This window comes from Nostoc sp., from assembly GCF_036917395.1.
In the GTDB taxonomy this organism is placed as follows: domain Bacteria; phylum Cyanobacteriota; class Cyanobacteriia; order Cyanobacteriales; family Nostocaceae; genus Nostoc.
The window spans coordinates 25,438-41,931 of sequence record NZ_JBALDI010000078.1 but is presented as its reverse complement, the minus strand read 5'-3'; the positions used below and the strand labels follow the sequence as shown (position 1 = coordinate 41,931).

Here is a 16,494-nt window from a genome sequence, read left to right as displayed (position 1 = left end):
CCAATATTATAAGCATAAGTATTGGATCAAGGAAATACCGTAACTCAAGAATCAGGTCTTGGGTTTAGTTGGCGTATTCTGGAAATGGCATACTGAATCAATGTGCCAGTTAATGCTTGTGTGTGCCAGCGATATCCGGCAATTAATACAGTGAAAGCAAATGACTAAATCTCCCAATCAAGATATTCATTTACCGTCCCCTATCCGCAAGCGTCTATGGTTGCTGGTGTTGAGTCGCGGTAGCATTGCCTTGGGCGGACTTTTACTGTTAGGAATTGTTGTTGGTATTTGGCGGTTGTGGACTTTTGTCCAAACAGAGTTAACGCCGTTGGCACAACAAAGTCTCACGACTACACTCAACCGTCCGGTAAAACTGGGAAAAGTCACACAATTTTCGTTGACGGGAGTGGAGTTTGGGGCTTCAGCTATCCCAGCAACACCCACAGATCCAGATCGGGCCACAGTCGAAGTTGTAGAGGTAGGTTTTGACCTGTTACAACTAATTTTTAATCGCCACTTAAAGCTAGATGTCACCTTAGTCAACCCAAATATTTACATTCAACAGGATGACCAAGGGCGCTGGGTTTCCACTAACATTGTGTCGTCAGGTGAAGGCAGTGCCATTAAAACCGATTTGGACAAACTATGGTTTCGCAATGCCAAGCTGGCGTTGATGCCGCAGAACAGGGGAGCAGAAGGGCTGGGGGGCAGGGGGGCAGAGGGGCAGGGGGGCAAAGGAGAATACCCAACTTCTAACTCAGCACGGGCTAAACAACAGCTATCCACTAACAAAACTCAGCACTTACCCGTAGGATTTTCTCAACTCAACGGATCTGCTCAACTTTTAGCAAACAACCAGTTGATCAGGTTTGATGTCGGGGGTCAAGCAGACAGTGGTGGTAGTATTTCCATTCAGGGAGAGACACGTTCCAAGGTGCTAGCAGGCAACTTCCAGTTGCGAGCAGAAGACTTCCTGGCTGAGGATATTACTCGGTTGATTAAGTTACCACTGAGCTTACAGGCGGGTCGAGCCAATGGCGATTTGTTAGTTCGGTTGACACCAGGACAGCGGACTTTATTGTTTGGCAGCGCTGCTGTGCAAGGGGTAACACTTCAAATACCCAAAGTCCCGCAACTGTTGAGCAATACTCAAGGAAACCTCCGCTTCCAGGGAACGGAGTTGCAGTTAAACAATGTTAATACCAACTACGGTAAAATTCCCCTAGTGGCTACGGGAATCATCGACACTCAAGCAGGTTTTAAGTTGGCGGGGCGTGTAAATGCGGTGAGTTTGGCTAATGCCCAGGAGACTCTGAAGGTAAAACTACCTGTGCCGATCACTGGACAAGTACAAGCTTCTTTGCAGATTACTGGATCAACTAAAGAGCCAATTCTCTCAGGTTCAGTTGCCACGATCCAAACTGCCCGGATTGATAAAGTTGATTTTGATAGCATCAGTAGTAAGTTTGAGCTTGTTACTAGTTCCTCTTTAATTACCCTAAAAGATATTCAAGGTAAAGCCAAAGTTGGTGGTGAAATTACAGGCGCTGGCACAATTCAACTTGGCAAAACCCCGCGACTGGATTTAAATTTCGCCGCCAAGAATGTTCCAGGGGATGCGATCGCAAAAGTTTATCAAATAACACCCGCGTTCCAAATCGGCAATGTCTCAGCTACAGCCCAATTAATCGGCACTTCTACCAATGTCCAAACTGTGGTACAGTTTCAAGCTCCTAATGGAACTTACCCCGGAACTGGCGAAGTCGCGATCGCTCCAAATCGCACCGTCTCCTTCCGTAATGTGGCTCTGAATGTGAGTGGTGGTACAGTACGGGCAACTGGCAGTTACGCTAATCAGCGTTGGCAAGCTGTGGCTGTTGCCTCTGGGGTAAAATTGGAACCCTTTGTAGACAAAAGTCAACTGCAAAATGTCTCTTTGGCTGGGGCACAGTTCAATGGTCGTCTCATTCTCTCAGGAAGCACAGCACCATTTGAAATTGCTACGATTCGCACTGATGGTGCAGGAGTTCAAATTGGTGGCGGCATAGTTGCAGTTTCTAATGTCCAACTGCAAGACCAAGGCTTCTCTGCTCAACTTGTAGCTAATGGTGTACGGTTGGGACAAATATTGAAACAGTCTCCCCCAGCTTTAAATAATCCATTGGCGGGTACGTTCCAAATAGCAGGCAACAGAGATAATTTCAGCCTGAAAACCCTGCGTGGCAGTGGTGAAGGTAGCCTTGCTATTGGCGGTGGAACGGTTACAGCTAAAAATATTCAAGTGGCTAATGGTGTATATCAGGCGCAAGTTCAGGCTAAGAATGTACCTGTGCAGCAGTTGGCAACACTACCAAAGCAGTTCCAGGGAGCGTTAAATGGTCAGTTCAACGTCGCGGGTTCTGTTGATCCTTTTAAACCGCAAACTATTCAAGCCAGTGGTCAGGCGCGGGTGGATGTTGCAAGTGGAACTATTACAGCCTCTAATATCCAACTTGCTAATGGTGTCTATCAGGCGCAAGTTCAGGCTAAGAATGTGCCTGTGCAGCAGTTGGCAACAGTTCCAAAGCAGTTCCGAGGAGCGTTAAATGGTCAGTTCAACGTCGCGGGTTCTGTTGATTCTTTTAAACTGCAAACTATTCAAGCTAGCGGTCAAGCACGGGTAAATGTTGCAAGTGGAACTATTACAGCCTCTAATATCCAAGTGGCTAATGGTGTGTATCAGGCGCAAGTTCAGGCTAAGAATGTACCGTTGCAGCAGTTGGTAGCAGTACCAAAGCAGTTCCAAGGGGCATTAACTGGTCAAGCAAACGTGGCGGGTTCTGTTGAGTCCTTTCAACCGCAAACTATCCAAGCCAGTGGTCAGGGACGGGTGGATGTTGCAGGTGGAACGATCGCAGCTTCTAATATCCAATTGGCTAATGGTCGCTATCAAGCTGTAGTTAATGCTTCAGGTGTAGAATTAAATCGGTTAAATCAGCAATTGCGAGGTCAGTTTGGCGGTCAATTGCAATTAGCTGGCACGCTAGGATCATCCAAATTAGCTGATGTGCGTGCCGCTGGACAGGTGCAATTATCCCAAGGTATCCCTGGTCTTGAGCGACCTCTGAGGGCTGCGATCGCTTGGAGTGGTGAAAGGCTTACCATTGAACGAGCAACTGCTCCCGGTTTAAATGTTACCGGTAACATATTAGCCAATGCTCAGGCAGCAGGTATACCGGAAATTACTGCCCTAAATCTCAACGTTCAAGCCCAGAATTACAACTTAAAACAGTTACCCATCAATCTTCCTAATCAGGTTGCTGTGGCGGGAAGAGTAGATTTTAATGGTCAAATAACTGGTAAGCTGCCCTTGCCAAATGTGGTAGGGCAAATTAATTTACGAGACTTGGTTGTTCAAGATATTGCTTTTGAGCCGTTGTTAACTGGAAGCATCGATTCAGCACAGGGACGCGGTTTAAATTTGAACTTGGCAGGAAATAGCGATCGCCTGGCCTTGAATTTAGATGCTAATAATCGTCCTAAATCCTTCTTAGTAAAATGGCAGCAAGCATCAGCCACAGGTAATGTTCAAGGGAATGATTGGGCACTCAAACTTGCAAATTTCCCCTTGCAAATATTGAATTTGACTCCGCCACCAATTACTCGCCTGGGTGCTGGTAAGATAGCTGGGTTGTTAACTGGGGATTTGCTGTTTAATCAGCAGACATTGGCAGCAACGGGGAATTTAGCGATCGCCAATCCGCAAATTGGCCGAGTTAAAGGCGATCGAATAGCTGCTCAATTCCGCTACAGTAACGGTAAAGCCACACTCGCCAGTAGTGAATTTGTTAAAGGTAAAAGTAGCTACGCCCTTGTCGGCACTTTTGCTCAAACCCCTAAAGGTCCTCAACTACAAGGTAAACTGAACGTCAACCAGGGAGAGATCCAAGATGTTCTAGCCATAGCACAGGTATATGATTTACAAAATTTGCAAGGTGGTTCAGCACCAATCTACGGCACAGCAGCGGATCTGACTACCAACCCCCAAGGAGCGCAAAATCAACCCTTATTAACCCAAATCCAACGGTTTTCAGAAATTGAAGCTTTGCTAGCACAGCAGGAAGAACAGCGACTTAATTCAACTCCCATACCAGATTTGGCAGACTTAAAGGGGACTTTCAATGGGGAAGTGGCTGTAAATACAGCTACAGCCAATGGATTATCAGTGGATTTTAATTTGAATGGACAAAACTTTGCCTGGGGTAAAAAGGAAGAACGGAATCGTTTTTATACTGCCGACCAAGTTATTGCTGAAGGCAACTTTGAAAACGGTGTTTTGAGTTTGCGACCTTTACGGCTCGAATCTAAAAACAGACTGATTGCCTTCACGGGTAACATTGGTGGTGATGAACAATCTGGTCAGCTGCGGGTGAATAATTTTCCTGTACAAGTACTGAATAATTTTGTCAAACTGCCAGTTGGAATCACAGGTAATCTTAACGGTACAGCAGCTTTAGCAGGCAGCATTGCTAATCCTCAAAGTAGAGGGGAATTGCAAGTTACAGAAGGAAAACTAAATCAGAACAAAATAGAGTCAGCAACAGCAAGTTTCAGCTATGCCAACGGACGCTTAAACTTTAGTAGTACTGTAGCAGTTGCTGGACCAAAACCTGTTGATATTACTGGCAGCATACCTTATAAATTGCCTTTTGCTTCGGTGGCACCAGACAGTGAGCAAATCAGTTTAGATATGAAGTTGGAAAATGAGGGATTGGCGCTGTTAAACGCATTGACTAAGCAGGTGGTATTTGAGAAAGGTGAAGGAGAAGTAGACCTTAAGGTGCGCGGAACATTACAAAAACCCGAAGTAGATGGAACTGCTACTATTAATAATGCTATTTTTTCAGCCCAGGCTTTGCCAGGTAAGCTGGAAGATGTCACAGGTAAAGTGCTGTTTAATTTTGACAGCATCTTAGTAGAAAATCTTCAGGGTAGATTTAGCGATGGAAAGGTAGAAGCTGCTGGAGAAATACCCATTTTCAACAATGACACCACTATCAATAATCCCCTGACTGTTAATCTCGATCGGCTGGCGTTAACTCTAAAGGGACTTTACCTGGGAGGTGCTAGCGGCAATTTACAGATTACTGGTTCTGCCCTTAACCCAGTAATTGGCGGTCAAGTAAATTTATTTGATGGTCAGATATTGCTGGCAGAATCTACCGATGCCAGTCTCGGTGTATCACCCACCAAAGCCAATAAGCAGAGCAAATCTGAAATTGAAAATGGGACGGGAAATGCGATTGCCAGATTTAACAATCTAGATTTGGAACTAGGCAAAAACGTCCAAATTACCCGTCCCCCTATTCTCAGCTTCCGTGCAACTGGTAATCTCATAGTTAACGGCTCAATCAATCAGCCTGTACCTGATGGTACTATCCGGTTGGAACAAGGAGGGGTGAATTTATTTACTACCCAATTTAACCTTGCTCGTGGCTATACACACACCGCAACTTTTAGTCCCTCTCAACCCCGCGATCCTGAGTTAGATATTCGGCTATTTGCTAAGGTACTAGATGTAATTCAAAGTAATGATTTCAGTCGGATAAATACCACAGGTTTATCAGCCTTAGAGAGTATTCGAGTCGAAGCCACTATCAACGGTCTCGCCAGCAAACTAAATGAAAATTTAGAACTAACAAGCAGTCCGTCACGTAGTCAAACTGAAATTGTGGCTCTTTTAGGAGGTGGATTTGTAGACACCCAAGGACGTGGCGACAGTACTTTGGGTTTGATTAATATCGCAGGCTCGGCTGTGTTCAACAATTTCCAGTCAGCTTTTAACCAGATTGGGAGTACCTTTGGCTTAAGTGAACTGCGGATATTTCCTACGATTATTTCTGATAATCCGGAAGCGGGAAGGAGCAGTTCAACGTTGGAATTGGCAGGAGAAGCTGGGGTTGATATTTCTTCCAAAATATCCGTTTCCAGTATCAAAATTTTAACAACAAGTGACCCCTTCCAATGGGGTATTAATTATCGGATAAACAATGAATTTCGTGTGCGTGCTTCCACTAATTTAACTGATGATAGTCGTGCGGTAGTGGAATATCAAACGCGGTTTTAAACAAAAAATAATTGAGGGTGCTGAAAGTGCGAATGATTTAGGATTACGATATTTAAATTAAGTCATATCAGATTGTGATATTATCGTCACCCTGCTGATTAATAACTAATCGTAAAATTGATAACCCCAAAATTATCAAAAATAACACTAGCCCAATTGTGCAAGCGTAGCTAATTTCCAAATTGTTGAAGGCTTGCTCATATAGATAATAAACAATCGTTTTCGAGCTACTGAGTGGGCCGCCTTGGGTCATAATATATACTTCTTCAAACACTTTGGTCGCAGAAATAGCCGAAATCACCGCCACTAGTGCTAGATACGGCTTCATCAAAGGTATGGTAATATCCCAATGTTTGCTAATACCATCAGAGCCATCGATCGCAGCGGCTTCGTACACATCACCAGGAATCGATTGCAACCCCGCTAAATAAATCACCATGTAGTAACCTAATCCCTTCCACACAGTGACAGCCATGACGCTGGCAAGAGAAATTGGTACAATGCCAAAAATTTTCGCTGGGCTAGTTAGCCAAGGAATACCTTCTGGGAAAAGGCCCAAAGCTTTCAGTAACTGATTCAATAATCCGTTTTCTGCATACAGCCATTTCCAAGCTATTCCCGCAACCACCATTGAAATTACCACTGGGGTGTAGTAGGCGGATCTAAACCAATTCATCCCCCGCAGTTTCTGATTTACCAAAATTGCCAGCACTAAGGGAGCAATTACTAAAATTGGGACTACACCCACAAGATATAAAAAAGTGTTTTCCAAGGTTTTCCAAAAAACTGCATCCTTCCAAAGCTTGAGGAAGTTGGCGAAACCAATCCATTGTGGCGGTTGGGCAATATCTTCATACCTAGTAAAGCTGAGGTAAAACGCTTGCAGTGCAGGCCAAAAGACTGTTAACCCTAAAAGAAGTAAGGCGGGTAGTAAAAATAAATAAGGAGTCAGCCGCTGTTTGATAAATATCCAATTTTTAGGCGTCAATTGATTCATATAAGGTCTAATAGTTGTTTTCGCTTTGTCAGCAATAATTTGGGGATGTGAGTAGATTTGAGCTTCAATATTCTAAAGGCATATATTTGCGTAGCGCTAATTAATAACTCGGAGATCAACTGTGATGGAAACTCAGCATAACCCGCCAATTGAACATCAAAATGTCCCCATAAACCACCGTGGACTACATGACTTTTTGTACAGTTCTGACGACGAACACACCGCCACTGAGGTGAGTATAACTCCTGAACTAGCAAACAATGGTACTGAAATCATTGACGTTCAGGTTTGGAGTGCAGCTGCTCAGAACGCTAAAATTGCAGGTGTTTACGCAGTATTGGATGCAGAACGCGGCGTGCAGTACATTGGCTATTCTCGGAATGTGTTGCTTTCCCTAAACGGTCATGTCAGCCAAAATGGTGAGCAAAAGTGTGCTTTTGTGCGCGTGCAAGCATTCAAGTTCCCCAAGCGTCAAGAAATGGAAGATTTACGAGATGCGTGGATAGCAGAACTCGAAAGCACACCCTCTGGTAATGCAACTAATCGCGAAATGTGGGCTAGCACGGTAGGGGAAGCTGCGAAGGCGGTAATGTCAGAGGTGGAACGTCAAGCCTACGAGGATAAAAAGCTAAAACTGCGGAAAGCAATGGCTGACACAACCCTCTCTAAAGAGTCAGAAACAATAGATGTGAGTCAAGGCGAACGTCAGCGTCAACTTGAAGCTGCTGTGGAAAACGATGACTGGAGTGTAATTATCGACGCACAGACACAGGAGAAGTAAACCAATATTGCCCAAGGTAACAGCTTCACCTGTGTGATCGCCCACAGCCCGAATAAGGGGCAGAGCTTGGTTGTAAAAATCGAGTGCTTTTTGCTTTTGTCATAAATCGTCGTAGACTGCACCGATGTTATTCAGTGTACGAGCTTCTCCAGAGCGATCGCCCACAGCACGCCATAGAGGCAGAGCTTGGTTGTAAAAATCGAGTGCTTTTTGCTTTTCTCCTAAATCGTCATAGACTGAACCAATGTTATTGAGTGTAGTCGCAACACCTGCGCGATCGCCCACAGCCCGAATAAGGGGCAGAGCTTGGTTGTAAAATAAGAGTGCTTTCTGCTTTTCTCCTAAAGCGTCGTAGACTAAACCGATGTTATTGAGTGTAGCCGCAACGCCTGCGCGATCGCCCACAGCACGCCATAGAGGCAGAGCTTGGTTGTAAAAATCGAGTGCTTTTTGCTTTTCTCTTAAAGCGTCATAGACTGAACCGATGTTATTGAGTGTAGCCGCAACACCTGTGCGATCGCCCACAGCCCGTGAAAGGGGCAGAGCTTGGTTATAAAAATCGAGTGCTTTCTGCTTTTGTCCTAAAGCGTTGTAGACTGCACCGATGTTATTGAGTGTAGTCGCAACACCTGTGCGATCGCCCACAGCACGCCATAGAGGCAGAGCTTGGTTGTAGAAATCGAGTGCTTTTTGCTTTTCTCCTAAAGCGTCGTAGACTTTACCGATGTTATTGAGTGTAGTCGCAACGCCTGCGTGATCACCCACAGCCCGCGAAAGGGGCAGAGCTTGGTTGTAGAAATCGAGTGCTTTTTGCTTTTCTCCTAAATTGTCATAGACTTTACCGATGTTATTGAGTGTAGTCGCAACGCCTGCGCGATCACCCACAGCCCGCGAAAGGGGCAGAGCTTGGTTGAAAAAATCGAGTGCTTTTTGCTTTTCTCCTAAAGCGTCGTAGACTTTACCGATGTTATTGAGTGTAGCCGCAACGCCTGCGCGATCCCCCACAGCCCGCGAAAGGGGCAGAGCTTGGTTGTAGAAATCGAGTGCTTTTTGCTTTTCTCCTAAAGCGTCGTAGACTTTACCGATGTTATTGAGTATATGAGCTTTACCAGTGCGATCGCCCACAGCCGGAATAAGGGACAGAGCTTGGTTGTAGAAATCGAGTGCTTTTTGCTTTTCTCCTAAAGCGTTGTAGACTAAACCGATGTTATCGAGTGTAGTCGCTTCACTAATGCGATCGCCCACAGCCCGAATAAGGGGCAGAGCTTGGTTGAAAAAATCGAGTGCTTTTTGCTTTTCTCCTAAAGCGTCGTAGACTGCACCAATGTTATTGAGTGTAGTCGCAACGCCTGCGCGATCGCCCACAGCCCGAATAAGGGGCAGAGCTTGGTTGAAAAAATCGAGTGCTTTTTGCTTTTCTCCTAAAGCGTTGTAGACTTTACCGATGTTATTAAGTGTACGAGCTTCAGCAGTGCGATCGCCGATGGCCCGAATAAGGGGCAGAGCTTGGTTGTAGAAATCGAGTGCTTTTTGCTTTTCTCCTAAATTGTCATAGACTAAACCGATGTTATTGAGTGTAGTCGCAACACCTGCGCGATCGCCGATGGTCCGAATAAGGGGCAGAGCTTGGTTGTAGAAATCGAGTGCTTTTTGCTTTTCTCCTAAACGGTCGTAGTTAAATCCAAGGCCAACCAGTGCAATTGCTTCAAATTTTTGGTCTTTGAGTTGTCGTGCAATAGTTAAAGCCTGCTGTAATATTTGTATTGCCTGTTGGTGTTCCTGTTGCTGTGTCAGTTTTGCCCCTTGCTCTAGCAGTCTTTCTGCTTCTTGGGCTTGCGAGTTTTGAGTTTGTCCCCAGGTGGGTTGAGCCATCAACATTACTGTTATAGGCATTAGACATATGCCCACAGCTAAAAGACTGGTGAAAATTTTTTTCATAAAATAGCGCAGAGGTAGCTGTTTTTAATTGGGTATTAGCAGAAGTTGTTGTTAGCAATATCAAAGTATTTGGTCAAGACTAGGATTGCTACATTGCCAGAACGTCAAGGGCGTAGACGTAGCCCATCGTAGACATCGCTCCACTTACAATGACGAAAATACGTTGAATTTACGTAAGTCCTATAAACTTTGAAATATTTTTTACTAACATCAAAGCAGTTGTTGGAAACGTTAAACCATTTATTGCAAATGTTTAAACATTTGTTGGAAATATTTGAACATTTGTTGCTAGCAACAAAGCATTTGTTATAAACGCTTGAACATTTGTTGTAGATGTTTAAGCATTTGTTGGAAATGTTTGAATATTTATTGCAAATATTTGAATATTTGTTATAAACGTTTGAACATTTGTTGCTAGCAACTAAGCATTAGCAATAAATGTTTAAACATTTGTTGGTAACATGATGTTTCCTGCTAATGCTGCTGCCATTACTAAGATTGCCACAACCCATCCCTGGAAAAAAGCTTTCATGGCTTTAACAGTATATTTGACTGTATTTAACTTTCTCATTAAACTTCAAAGGCGTATACCAAATTTCCCTAAAATCACAAAAACAAGATCCCCGACTTCTTCAATAAGTCGGGGATCTGAGCCTGAAGTTAGTAGATTTTTTCCCTCATCTCCCCTATTTCAGTCTCTATAAGTCAATTACTACTGAGTCGTATCATCTCTGCTACTCAACGCAAAAGCTCATGGACAGCGAAACAGCTAAAATCTCTAGCTGAATTTAGTTCTGGGCAACTGCGCTCAGTTGATTTTCTGCGATCGCTAGTCAATGAGATAGTAATAGTATCTTGGGTACTAATTGTGATATTTTGGTTAGCTCGTTGGCAAGGCATTGCAGATGCCCGACGAGATGCTGGTCAAAACTCTACCTTGCCCGTTGTAGCCTTAATTACACCTGAAGAAAAGTTTGCTGTGGGACGCAAACTTGATGATATCTTTGCCGATCCGTCTTTGAAAGGTTATCGCATTATTGGCGATCGGGGTCTATTCGATGACTTGCGAGGCAGGGAAGATAATGATATCAGCAATCCACAGCAGCCGCGAGTCTGGCGCTTACTCTTAGAACGTGGCGGCTGGATTTATTTGTTTCGCGCATTGCCCCCAAATGTAAAACTTGACGAGATACCGTCGGTATTGGCTATTCAAGAAAGCGATAAGGGACATATCATCATTCGCAGTCCAGAAGCTTCCAAAACTAGTTCTCCTTGATATATTAGACCTCTTGCATAAATCAAAAATAAGAACCCCACCCCGCCAAAGCTACGCTTTGTCTCCCCTCCCCGCTTGCTCTTAGGGGTTGGGGGTGGGGTGTTAGGGACTTTTGCAAGAGGTCTATTGAATAATTTGTTTAAATTTAGGTTAATAAAAAATTATTTATCCTTAACCATTGTTTTATAATGCCCCTTAACTACAGCATCTAGCTCAAGTTACCGCAGATTCAGGGGAAAAATTTGATGAACCAGGGGCAACGTACTCCAAAATCAAGGAGATATTTGACTGAATTAGTTCAGACTTATATCATTAAAGCTTTACACGCTGCAAGACAGTGGCGTGTACAACTAATACGATGGTTGTACAAGTATTCTGCGTGGGGTGTTGCGTCCCTATTCTTGGTCGGAGTTAGCTTGAGTATCATGATGGCTGCCTGCTCTCCACGTAATGTCAATAATACTGGTAATGCTGGCGCAGCTTCCCAGAGTGATGTAACCCTAACCTTTGTTTCTTACTCGGTTACTAATGCAGCATACCAGCAGATTATTCCCAAATTTATCGCACAGTGGAAGAAAGAACATAACCAAAATATCACTTTTAATCAAAGCTATGATGGCTCAGGTTCCCAAACTCTTGCTGTGATTGACGGTAAGGAAGCTGATGTCGTACACCTGTCACTTGCCCTTGATATTAATAAACTTGTTCAGGCAGGTTTTATTCAATCGGGTTGGGAAAAAGAAGCGCCTAATGATGCAATTGTTACCAAATCTCTAAATGCGATCGCTATCCGTCAGGGTAATCCCAAAAATATCAAAACTTGGACAGATTTAGCACAAGATGGTGTAAAAGTGGTTACAGCAGACCCCAGAACCTCCGGCGGCGCTCGTTGGAACTTCCTTAGTCTGTGGGGTTCTGTGACAAAAACTGGTGGCAATGAAAATCAAGCAATAGACTTTATCGCCAAAGTCTATAATAATGCACCTTTATTACCTAAAACTGCTCGGAATGCCAGCGAAGTATTCTTCAAAGATGGTCAGGGTGATGTTTTGCTCAACTATGAAAATGAGATGATTTTATCAACGCAAAATGGCGAGAAAATCTCATATGTTGTGCCCGATGTAAATATCTCCATCGACAATCCTGTTGCTGTTGTAGATAAGAATGTTGATAAACATGGGACTCGGCCGATTGCGGAAGCATTTATCAAATTTCTTTACACCCCAGACTCGCAACGAGAGTTTACTAAATTAGGATTTCGTCCCGTTGATCTGGCGATCGCTAAAGAAACGGAAGGCAATTTTCCCAAAATTAAAACTATCTTTAAAGCTGAAGATTTAGGAGGATGGAACGAGATTCAAAAGAAATTCTTTGATGAAGGGGCAATATTTGACAAAATTAGGGCTAAAAAGTCTTAAAAGTTTCGTTATCTAATCATCTTCTCTAAAGCGATTTGCAAATCTTTTGTCAAATCGCTCACAGCTTGTTTAGCAGCATAGCGATCGCCCTGACAATTTCGAGAGCGTTCTGTAACTGAAATTGGCTCCCCCACGGTGATTTGTGCCTGTCGCAAACCTAACCGAGGTCGCCCTGGAAGGGTTGTATCCTGAATTCTAGAAAGCATATCGAATATTAGCAAAGCTGTTTCTGCAAACCGTTCTGCCGTCGGTTGTTCCTGAATATAAGTAGCTGTAACTGCAACAAAACTTTCCACTATCCGCATATGTCGCATTCGCAAGTCTGCTTCCTCTGCAATCCAGTCTGCCAAACCACGTTTAAAGGGTGATAAAGCATTGATATCTGGCAAATCTTCCCGATAAATGTAATTCCAGCCAGCCTCTTCTAAACGGCGACAGCGGTCAATAAAATTACCCTGCCCTTGAACTCCAAAATATTGCTCGGTAACTTCTAAAGCCTTATCTAATAAGCGATGCAGTCGGGCAATCAACACCTGATTAGGACTAGCAGATTCATCAGTTGAGATGGTTTTTGGGATGTCTTGATGATAGAAGCGACGATAAAACTCTTCCATCTCGGTAATCAGATATTCAGCCAATTTACACAGGCGTTGATAGTAAATCTCTTCGCCATCGCCGTGATCAATTTCCTTAACTGGCAAGCCACTATCAGCTTCCAACTTACTGAGGAGCCAATCCAGTTTAGACCAAGGTGGCTCAACGTAACCATACTGGATGGCGATCGGCACAATGATCACAGTCTCAGTCCGGTTAGCTTTTTGTAAGTCTTGTACACACCAGAACCCCATTTGAGCTACACCGGGTTCCAGTGGGCTAACAATACCACTATGACCATTAGTACCTCCTTCCGGTGCCACTGCGATCGGTAGTTTAGCATTAGCAAACAACTCCCGTGCTGTTTGAATAGCTTGGCGATCTAGTCGTCTACCGCGATGAACCGGCACACCCCCCAGCCGTGAAAACAACCAACCCAGCCAATCTCCAGCCCAAACCGTCATCCCCCGGTCATAGAGAAAATAACTGTGAACAAGGGATTGTAATCGAATACCTTTTTGACGAGCAACCTCTGGCACAATGCGAGAAAGCAAATACTGCATACAGAGGGGATCTTCCACCTCTGGGTGACGAAATGCCAACAAAAAGCGAATTTTTCCAGCCTGGAATTGCTGATAAAGTTCGGCCAATACCTCAACATTCTTGGCTTCAATCCTGACAATACCAGCTGGTAGCCAAGGTCGAGTGCGAAACCGTAGTGCGATCGGCAGTAACCACCGAAAAATCTGGAGTATCAGCGGATTAAACTGTTGGGGAATAAATTTCAGTGGTGGTTGAGTAGAGTGAATCGTTTTGGGCAAGTCGCTCTCCAGATTGCATTTCTAGCGATTGTACAACGTGGGGTCTTGGTTTTGCATCGACGCACAGAGAAGTCTAAGGGACGGAAGCCACTTTTGTCAGACATGGCTCAGTTTTACCTATTTAACGATAGACACTATCAGCGAGTAAAAAATTATTTTCGATGTTTAGGAAAATTGCGTAATAGATACCAAAATACGGCTAAATTCAACAAGAAAATCACTATTTTTATCGGAGAGATACCCCGAATTAATTCATAAATTTCTGGTGGAATACTGATACCGACAAGCACTAATACTAAGACATGTGCCCAACCTTTCTCGTACCACAAACCAACAGCCTCAATAGTACTTACAATAGCATAGATTCCTGTGCCAATGCCGCTAAAGGCTAAGGTTCTTGGATTTAAGTTGATAATTTTTTTTAAAATCCAATCAATAATTATCGATTTTCCTTCTAAAACATAATTGTCTGAAAAAACCTCTAGAGTTTGATAATTTTTTAATGTCAATAATAAAGCGATCGAAGTAACCATAAGTAGCGAGGCAGTAAATGATTTGTAGAGAACAATTGCCACTAACCCCAATGGACGCTTTTTCAAACAACCCCCTAAGTATATATAAGCCCAACTTTGATTAATTGGCTCTGGAGCCTGCCAAGTAAAACGCTTATTGTAGCAGTACTTAATCGCCCCATTTTTACCATTTTCCCTTTGTCCAAATAAGTATGAAATACTGAGTATTAACCTATTCCTGATAGCTTCAGAGACTCACTCAAATGGGTGAGAAACAATTCAACCAATTGGATGAGCTAAATGTAGGAGGCTAAGGTTTATAACAAAATAGATACTGTTATTAACAATCAAGTAATTAAACCTTACAAGGATAACCCGATGAAACTTGCAACTTTAATTAATTCTGTAGCTATTATTGGTGCTTTTGCGCTTACATCTGGAATTGCTAACGCTGAACCACCCACAGATAACAACTATGATGCTGGGCAAACAAATATAGCTACCAACTCTAACACATTAAACAGTAATTCCATGAATCCCAGCTACCTCAAACCCTTTAATCTCGTTTCTCTTGCTTACCAAGGTGGTTTAAAGCAGCAGGGTATTCCCAGTGGGGGAACTTTAATCTTTGAACGCCAGAACAAAAAGATTGTTGGGGAAGATTTAGTTAGGGCCGCTGTCAATGCTAACAAATTACCGCCGCAAATTTTGAACGATCAAAATTACCTGAGTGCTGTCAGGGCAGAGTTGACTTCATTATCTAGAGATTTCTCTAACTAAGTACGACTTTGAAAATAGGGCAATTGGATGCAATACCAACTTACCTCTGGCTTAACCCCTTGCCTAGAAAGTGCTAAAACCCCATTCTGTACTAGAGAATGGGGTTTTGATTTAGGTGTGTTTTCTTTGGGATATTTCAAGCGATCGCTTTTTAAATTTGCGATCGCACATTTAGATAAATCATATCCAATGGAGGTTAGCGGACTCGAACCGCTGACATCCTGCTTGCAAAGCAGGCGTACCAACTGAGCTAAACCCCCATAAAATTAAAATAGTAGGTAACTTTGATTGCAGTTGCTATTGTAACTTAATATTGTTTTGTTACTAAAGGGATGAAGCCAGAAAATATCCAAGTTGTTGCAGCATTGTATAAATTTGTCAAGCTGCCAGATTTTGCCGACAAACGAGATCCTCTGCTATCTTACTGTCAAACGCAAGGTGTCAAAGGGACAATTTTGTTGGCACAAGAAGGCATTAACGGTACAATTGCGGGTTCGCGTCAGGCGATTGATTCTGTTCTCTGGTTTCTGCGTTCTGATCCCCGTTTAGCAGATTTAGAATACAAAGAGTCCCATACCGAAACCCCGCCCTTTGAGCGGATGAAGGTGCGGTTGAAGCCAGAAATTGTCACTTTGGGATTGCCCGAAATTGACCCAAATGAACAAATTGGTACTTATGTCAGTCCCCAGGAATGGAATAATTTGATTTGTGATCCAGAAGTAACCGTGATTGACACCCGCAATGATTATGAGGTGAATATCGGTACTTTCCAAGGAGCAGAAAATCCCCAGACTAGCTCATTTCGGGAATTCCCTGATTATGTGCGCCACCATCTCGACCCAACGAAACACAAAAAGGTTGCTCTGTTTTGTACGGGCGGTATTCGTTGTGAAAAAGCCTCATCCTTCATGCTTGTTCAAGGCTTTGCAGAAGTTTATCATCTCAAAGGCGGCATTCTCAAGTATTTGTCAGAAATTCCAGCAGAGGAAAGTTTATGGAAAGGAGAATGTTTTGTCTTTGACGAGCGGATAGCCGTCAGTCATGGATTGGAGTCAGGAAGTTGTGAGCCGTGCTTCAGTTGTGGGCGTCCGATTTCTGAATCAGATAAGGCGTCTAGTAAGTATGAGCAAGGTATCTCCTGTCCCCATTGTTTTGATAGCCTCACCCAGGAGAAAAGAGCGCGTCAACAGGAAAAATGGCGGCACTACCAAACCCAAGTTGCTAATTCCAAAAATCTGGATGTAAGCTAACCGCAAACTACGCAAAGAATT

At 43.6% G+C, this 16,494-nt stretch carries 11 protein-coding genes and 1 tRNA gene; 6 read left to right on the top strand and 6 right to left on the bottom strand.

Annotation, left to right across the window (positions count from 1 at the left end):
* Window positions 1–160: 160 nt before the first annotated feature.
* The gene (locus V7K46_RS26660) at window positions 161–6,106 is read left to right on the top strand and encodes a translocation/assembly module TamB domain-containing protein (protein ID WP_335118549.1); all 5,946 of its coding nucleotides are present in this window, start codon (window positions 161–163) and stop codon (window positions 6,104–6,106) included.
* A gap of 67 nt (window positions 6,107–6,173) precedes the next feature.
* Here V7K46_RS26660 and V7K46_RS26655 read toward each other — a convergent pair whose 3' ends face one another.
* Window positions 6,174–7,103, bottom strand: coding sequence for a carbohydrate ABC transporter permease (locus V7K46_RS26655; protein ID WP_335118547.1), 930 nt, complete (start codon window positions 7,101–7,103; stop codon window positions 6,174–6,176).
* Between the two features lie 124 nt (window positions 7,104–7,227).
* Here V7K46_RS26655 and V7K46_RS26650 point away from each other — a divergent pair, with 124 nt between their 5' ends.
* On the top strand, window positions 7,228–7,884 hold the full coding sequence (locus V7K46_RS26650) for a GIY-YIG nuclease family protein (protein WP_335118806.1): 657 nt from the start codon (window positions 7,228–7,230) through the stop codon (window positions 7,882–7,884).
* 99 nt (window positions 7,885–7,983) lie between these two features.
* Here V7K46_RS26650 and V7K46_RS26645 read toward each other — a convergent pair whose 3' ends face one another.
* Both V7K46_RS26645 and V7K46_RS26640 read right to left on the bottom strand, forming a co-directional pair.
* Window positions 7,984–9,822 carry a tetratricopeptide repeat protein gene (locus V7K46_RS26645; RefSeq protein WP_335118544.1) on the bottom strand — a complete coding sequence of 613 codons (1,839 nt, stop codon included), beginning with the start codon at window positions 9,820–9,822 and terminating at the stop codon, window positions 7,984–7,986.
* Between the two features lie 442 nt (window positions 9,823–10,264).
* Window positions 10,265–10,393, bottom strand: a complete 129-nt coding sequence (locus V7K46_RS26640; protein ID WP_335118542.1) for a hypothetical protein — start codon at window positions 10,391–10,393, stop codon at window positions 10,265–10,267.
* Between the two features lie 297 nt (window positions 10,394–10,690).
* On the opposite strand from V7K46_RS26640, the gene V7K46_RS26635 reads away from it, so the two are divergent.
* Both V7K46_RS26635 and V7K46_RS26630 read left to right on the top strand, forming a co-directional pair.
* Window positions 10,691–11,098 (top strand): hypothetical protein, encoded by a 408-nt coding sequence (locus V7K46_RS26635; RefSeq protein ID WP_335118540.1) that lies wholly within the window; start codon window positions 10,691–10,693, stop codon window positions 11,096–11,098.
* Window positions 11,099–11,343: 245 nt separating this feature from the next.
* Complete coding sequence (locus V7K46_RS26630; RefSeq protein WP_442939876.1) at window positions 11,344–12,516, top strand: sulfate ABC transporter substrate-binding protein; 1,173 nt, start codon at window positions 11,344–11,346, stop codon at window positions 12,514–12,516.
* A gap of 8 nt (window positions 12,517–12,524) precedes the next feature.
* Here V7K46_RS26630 and V7K46_RS26625 read toward each other — a convergent pair whose 3' ends face one another.
* Both V7K46_RS26625 and V7K46_RS26620 read right to left on the bottom strand, forming a co-directional pair.
* A complete protein-coding gene (locus V7K46_RS26625; protein ID WP_335118536.1) occupies window positions 12,525–13,931 on the bottom strand; it encodes a lysophospholipid acyltransferase family protein in 1,407 nt (468 codons plus the stop codon).
* 152 nt (window positions 13,932–14,083) lie between these two features.
* On the bottom strand, window positions 14,084–14,530 hold the full coding sequence (locus tag V7K46_RS26620; RefSeq protein WP_335118534.1) for a DUF2127 domain-containing protein: 447 nt from the start codon (window positions 14,528–14,530) through the stop codon (window positions 14,084–14,086).
* A gap of 291 nt (window positions 14,531–14,821) precedes the next feature.
* Here V7K46_RS26620 and V7K46_RS26615 point away from each other — a divergent pair, with 291 nt between their 5' ends.
* Window positions 14,822–15,223 (top strand): hypothetical protein, encoded by a 402-nt coding sequence (locus tag V7K46_RS26615; protein WP_335118532.1) that lies wholly within the window; start codon window positions 14,822–14,824, stop codon window positions 15,221–15,223.
* Window positions 15,224–15,413: 190 nt separating this feature from the next.
* Here V7K46_RS26615 and V7K46_RS26610 read toward each other — a convergent pair.
* Window positions 15,414–15,483 (bottom strand) — tRNA-Ala (locus V7K46_RS26610).
* Between the two features lie 72 nt (window positions 15,484–15,555).
* Here V7K46_RS26610 and trhO point away from each other — a divergent pair.
* Window positions 15,556–16,473 carry an oxygen-dependent tRNA uridine(34) hydroxylase TrhO gene (gene trhO, locus V7K46_RS26605; RefSeq protein WP_335118530.1) on the top strand — a complete coding sequence of 306 codons (918 nt, stop codon included), beginning with the start codon at window positions 15,556–15,558 and terminating at the stop codon, window positions 16,471–16,473.
* Window positions 16,474–16,494 lie beyond the last annotated feature (21 nt).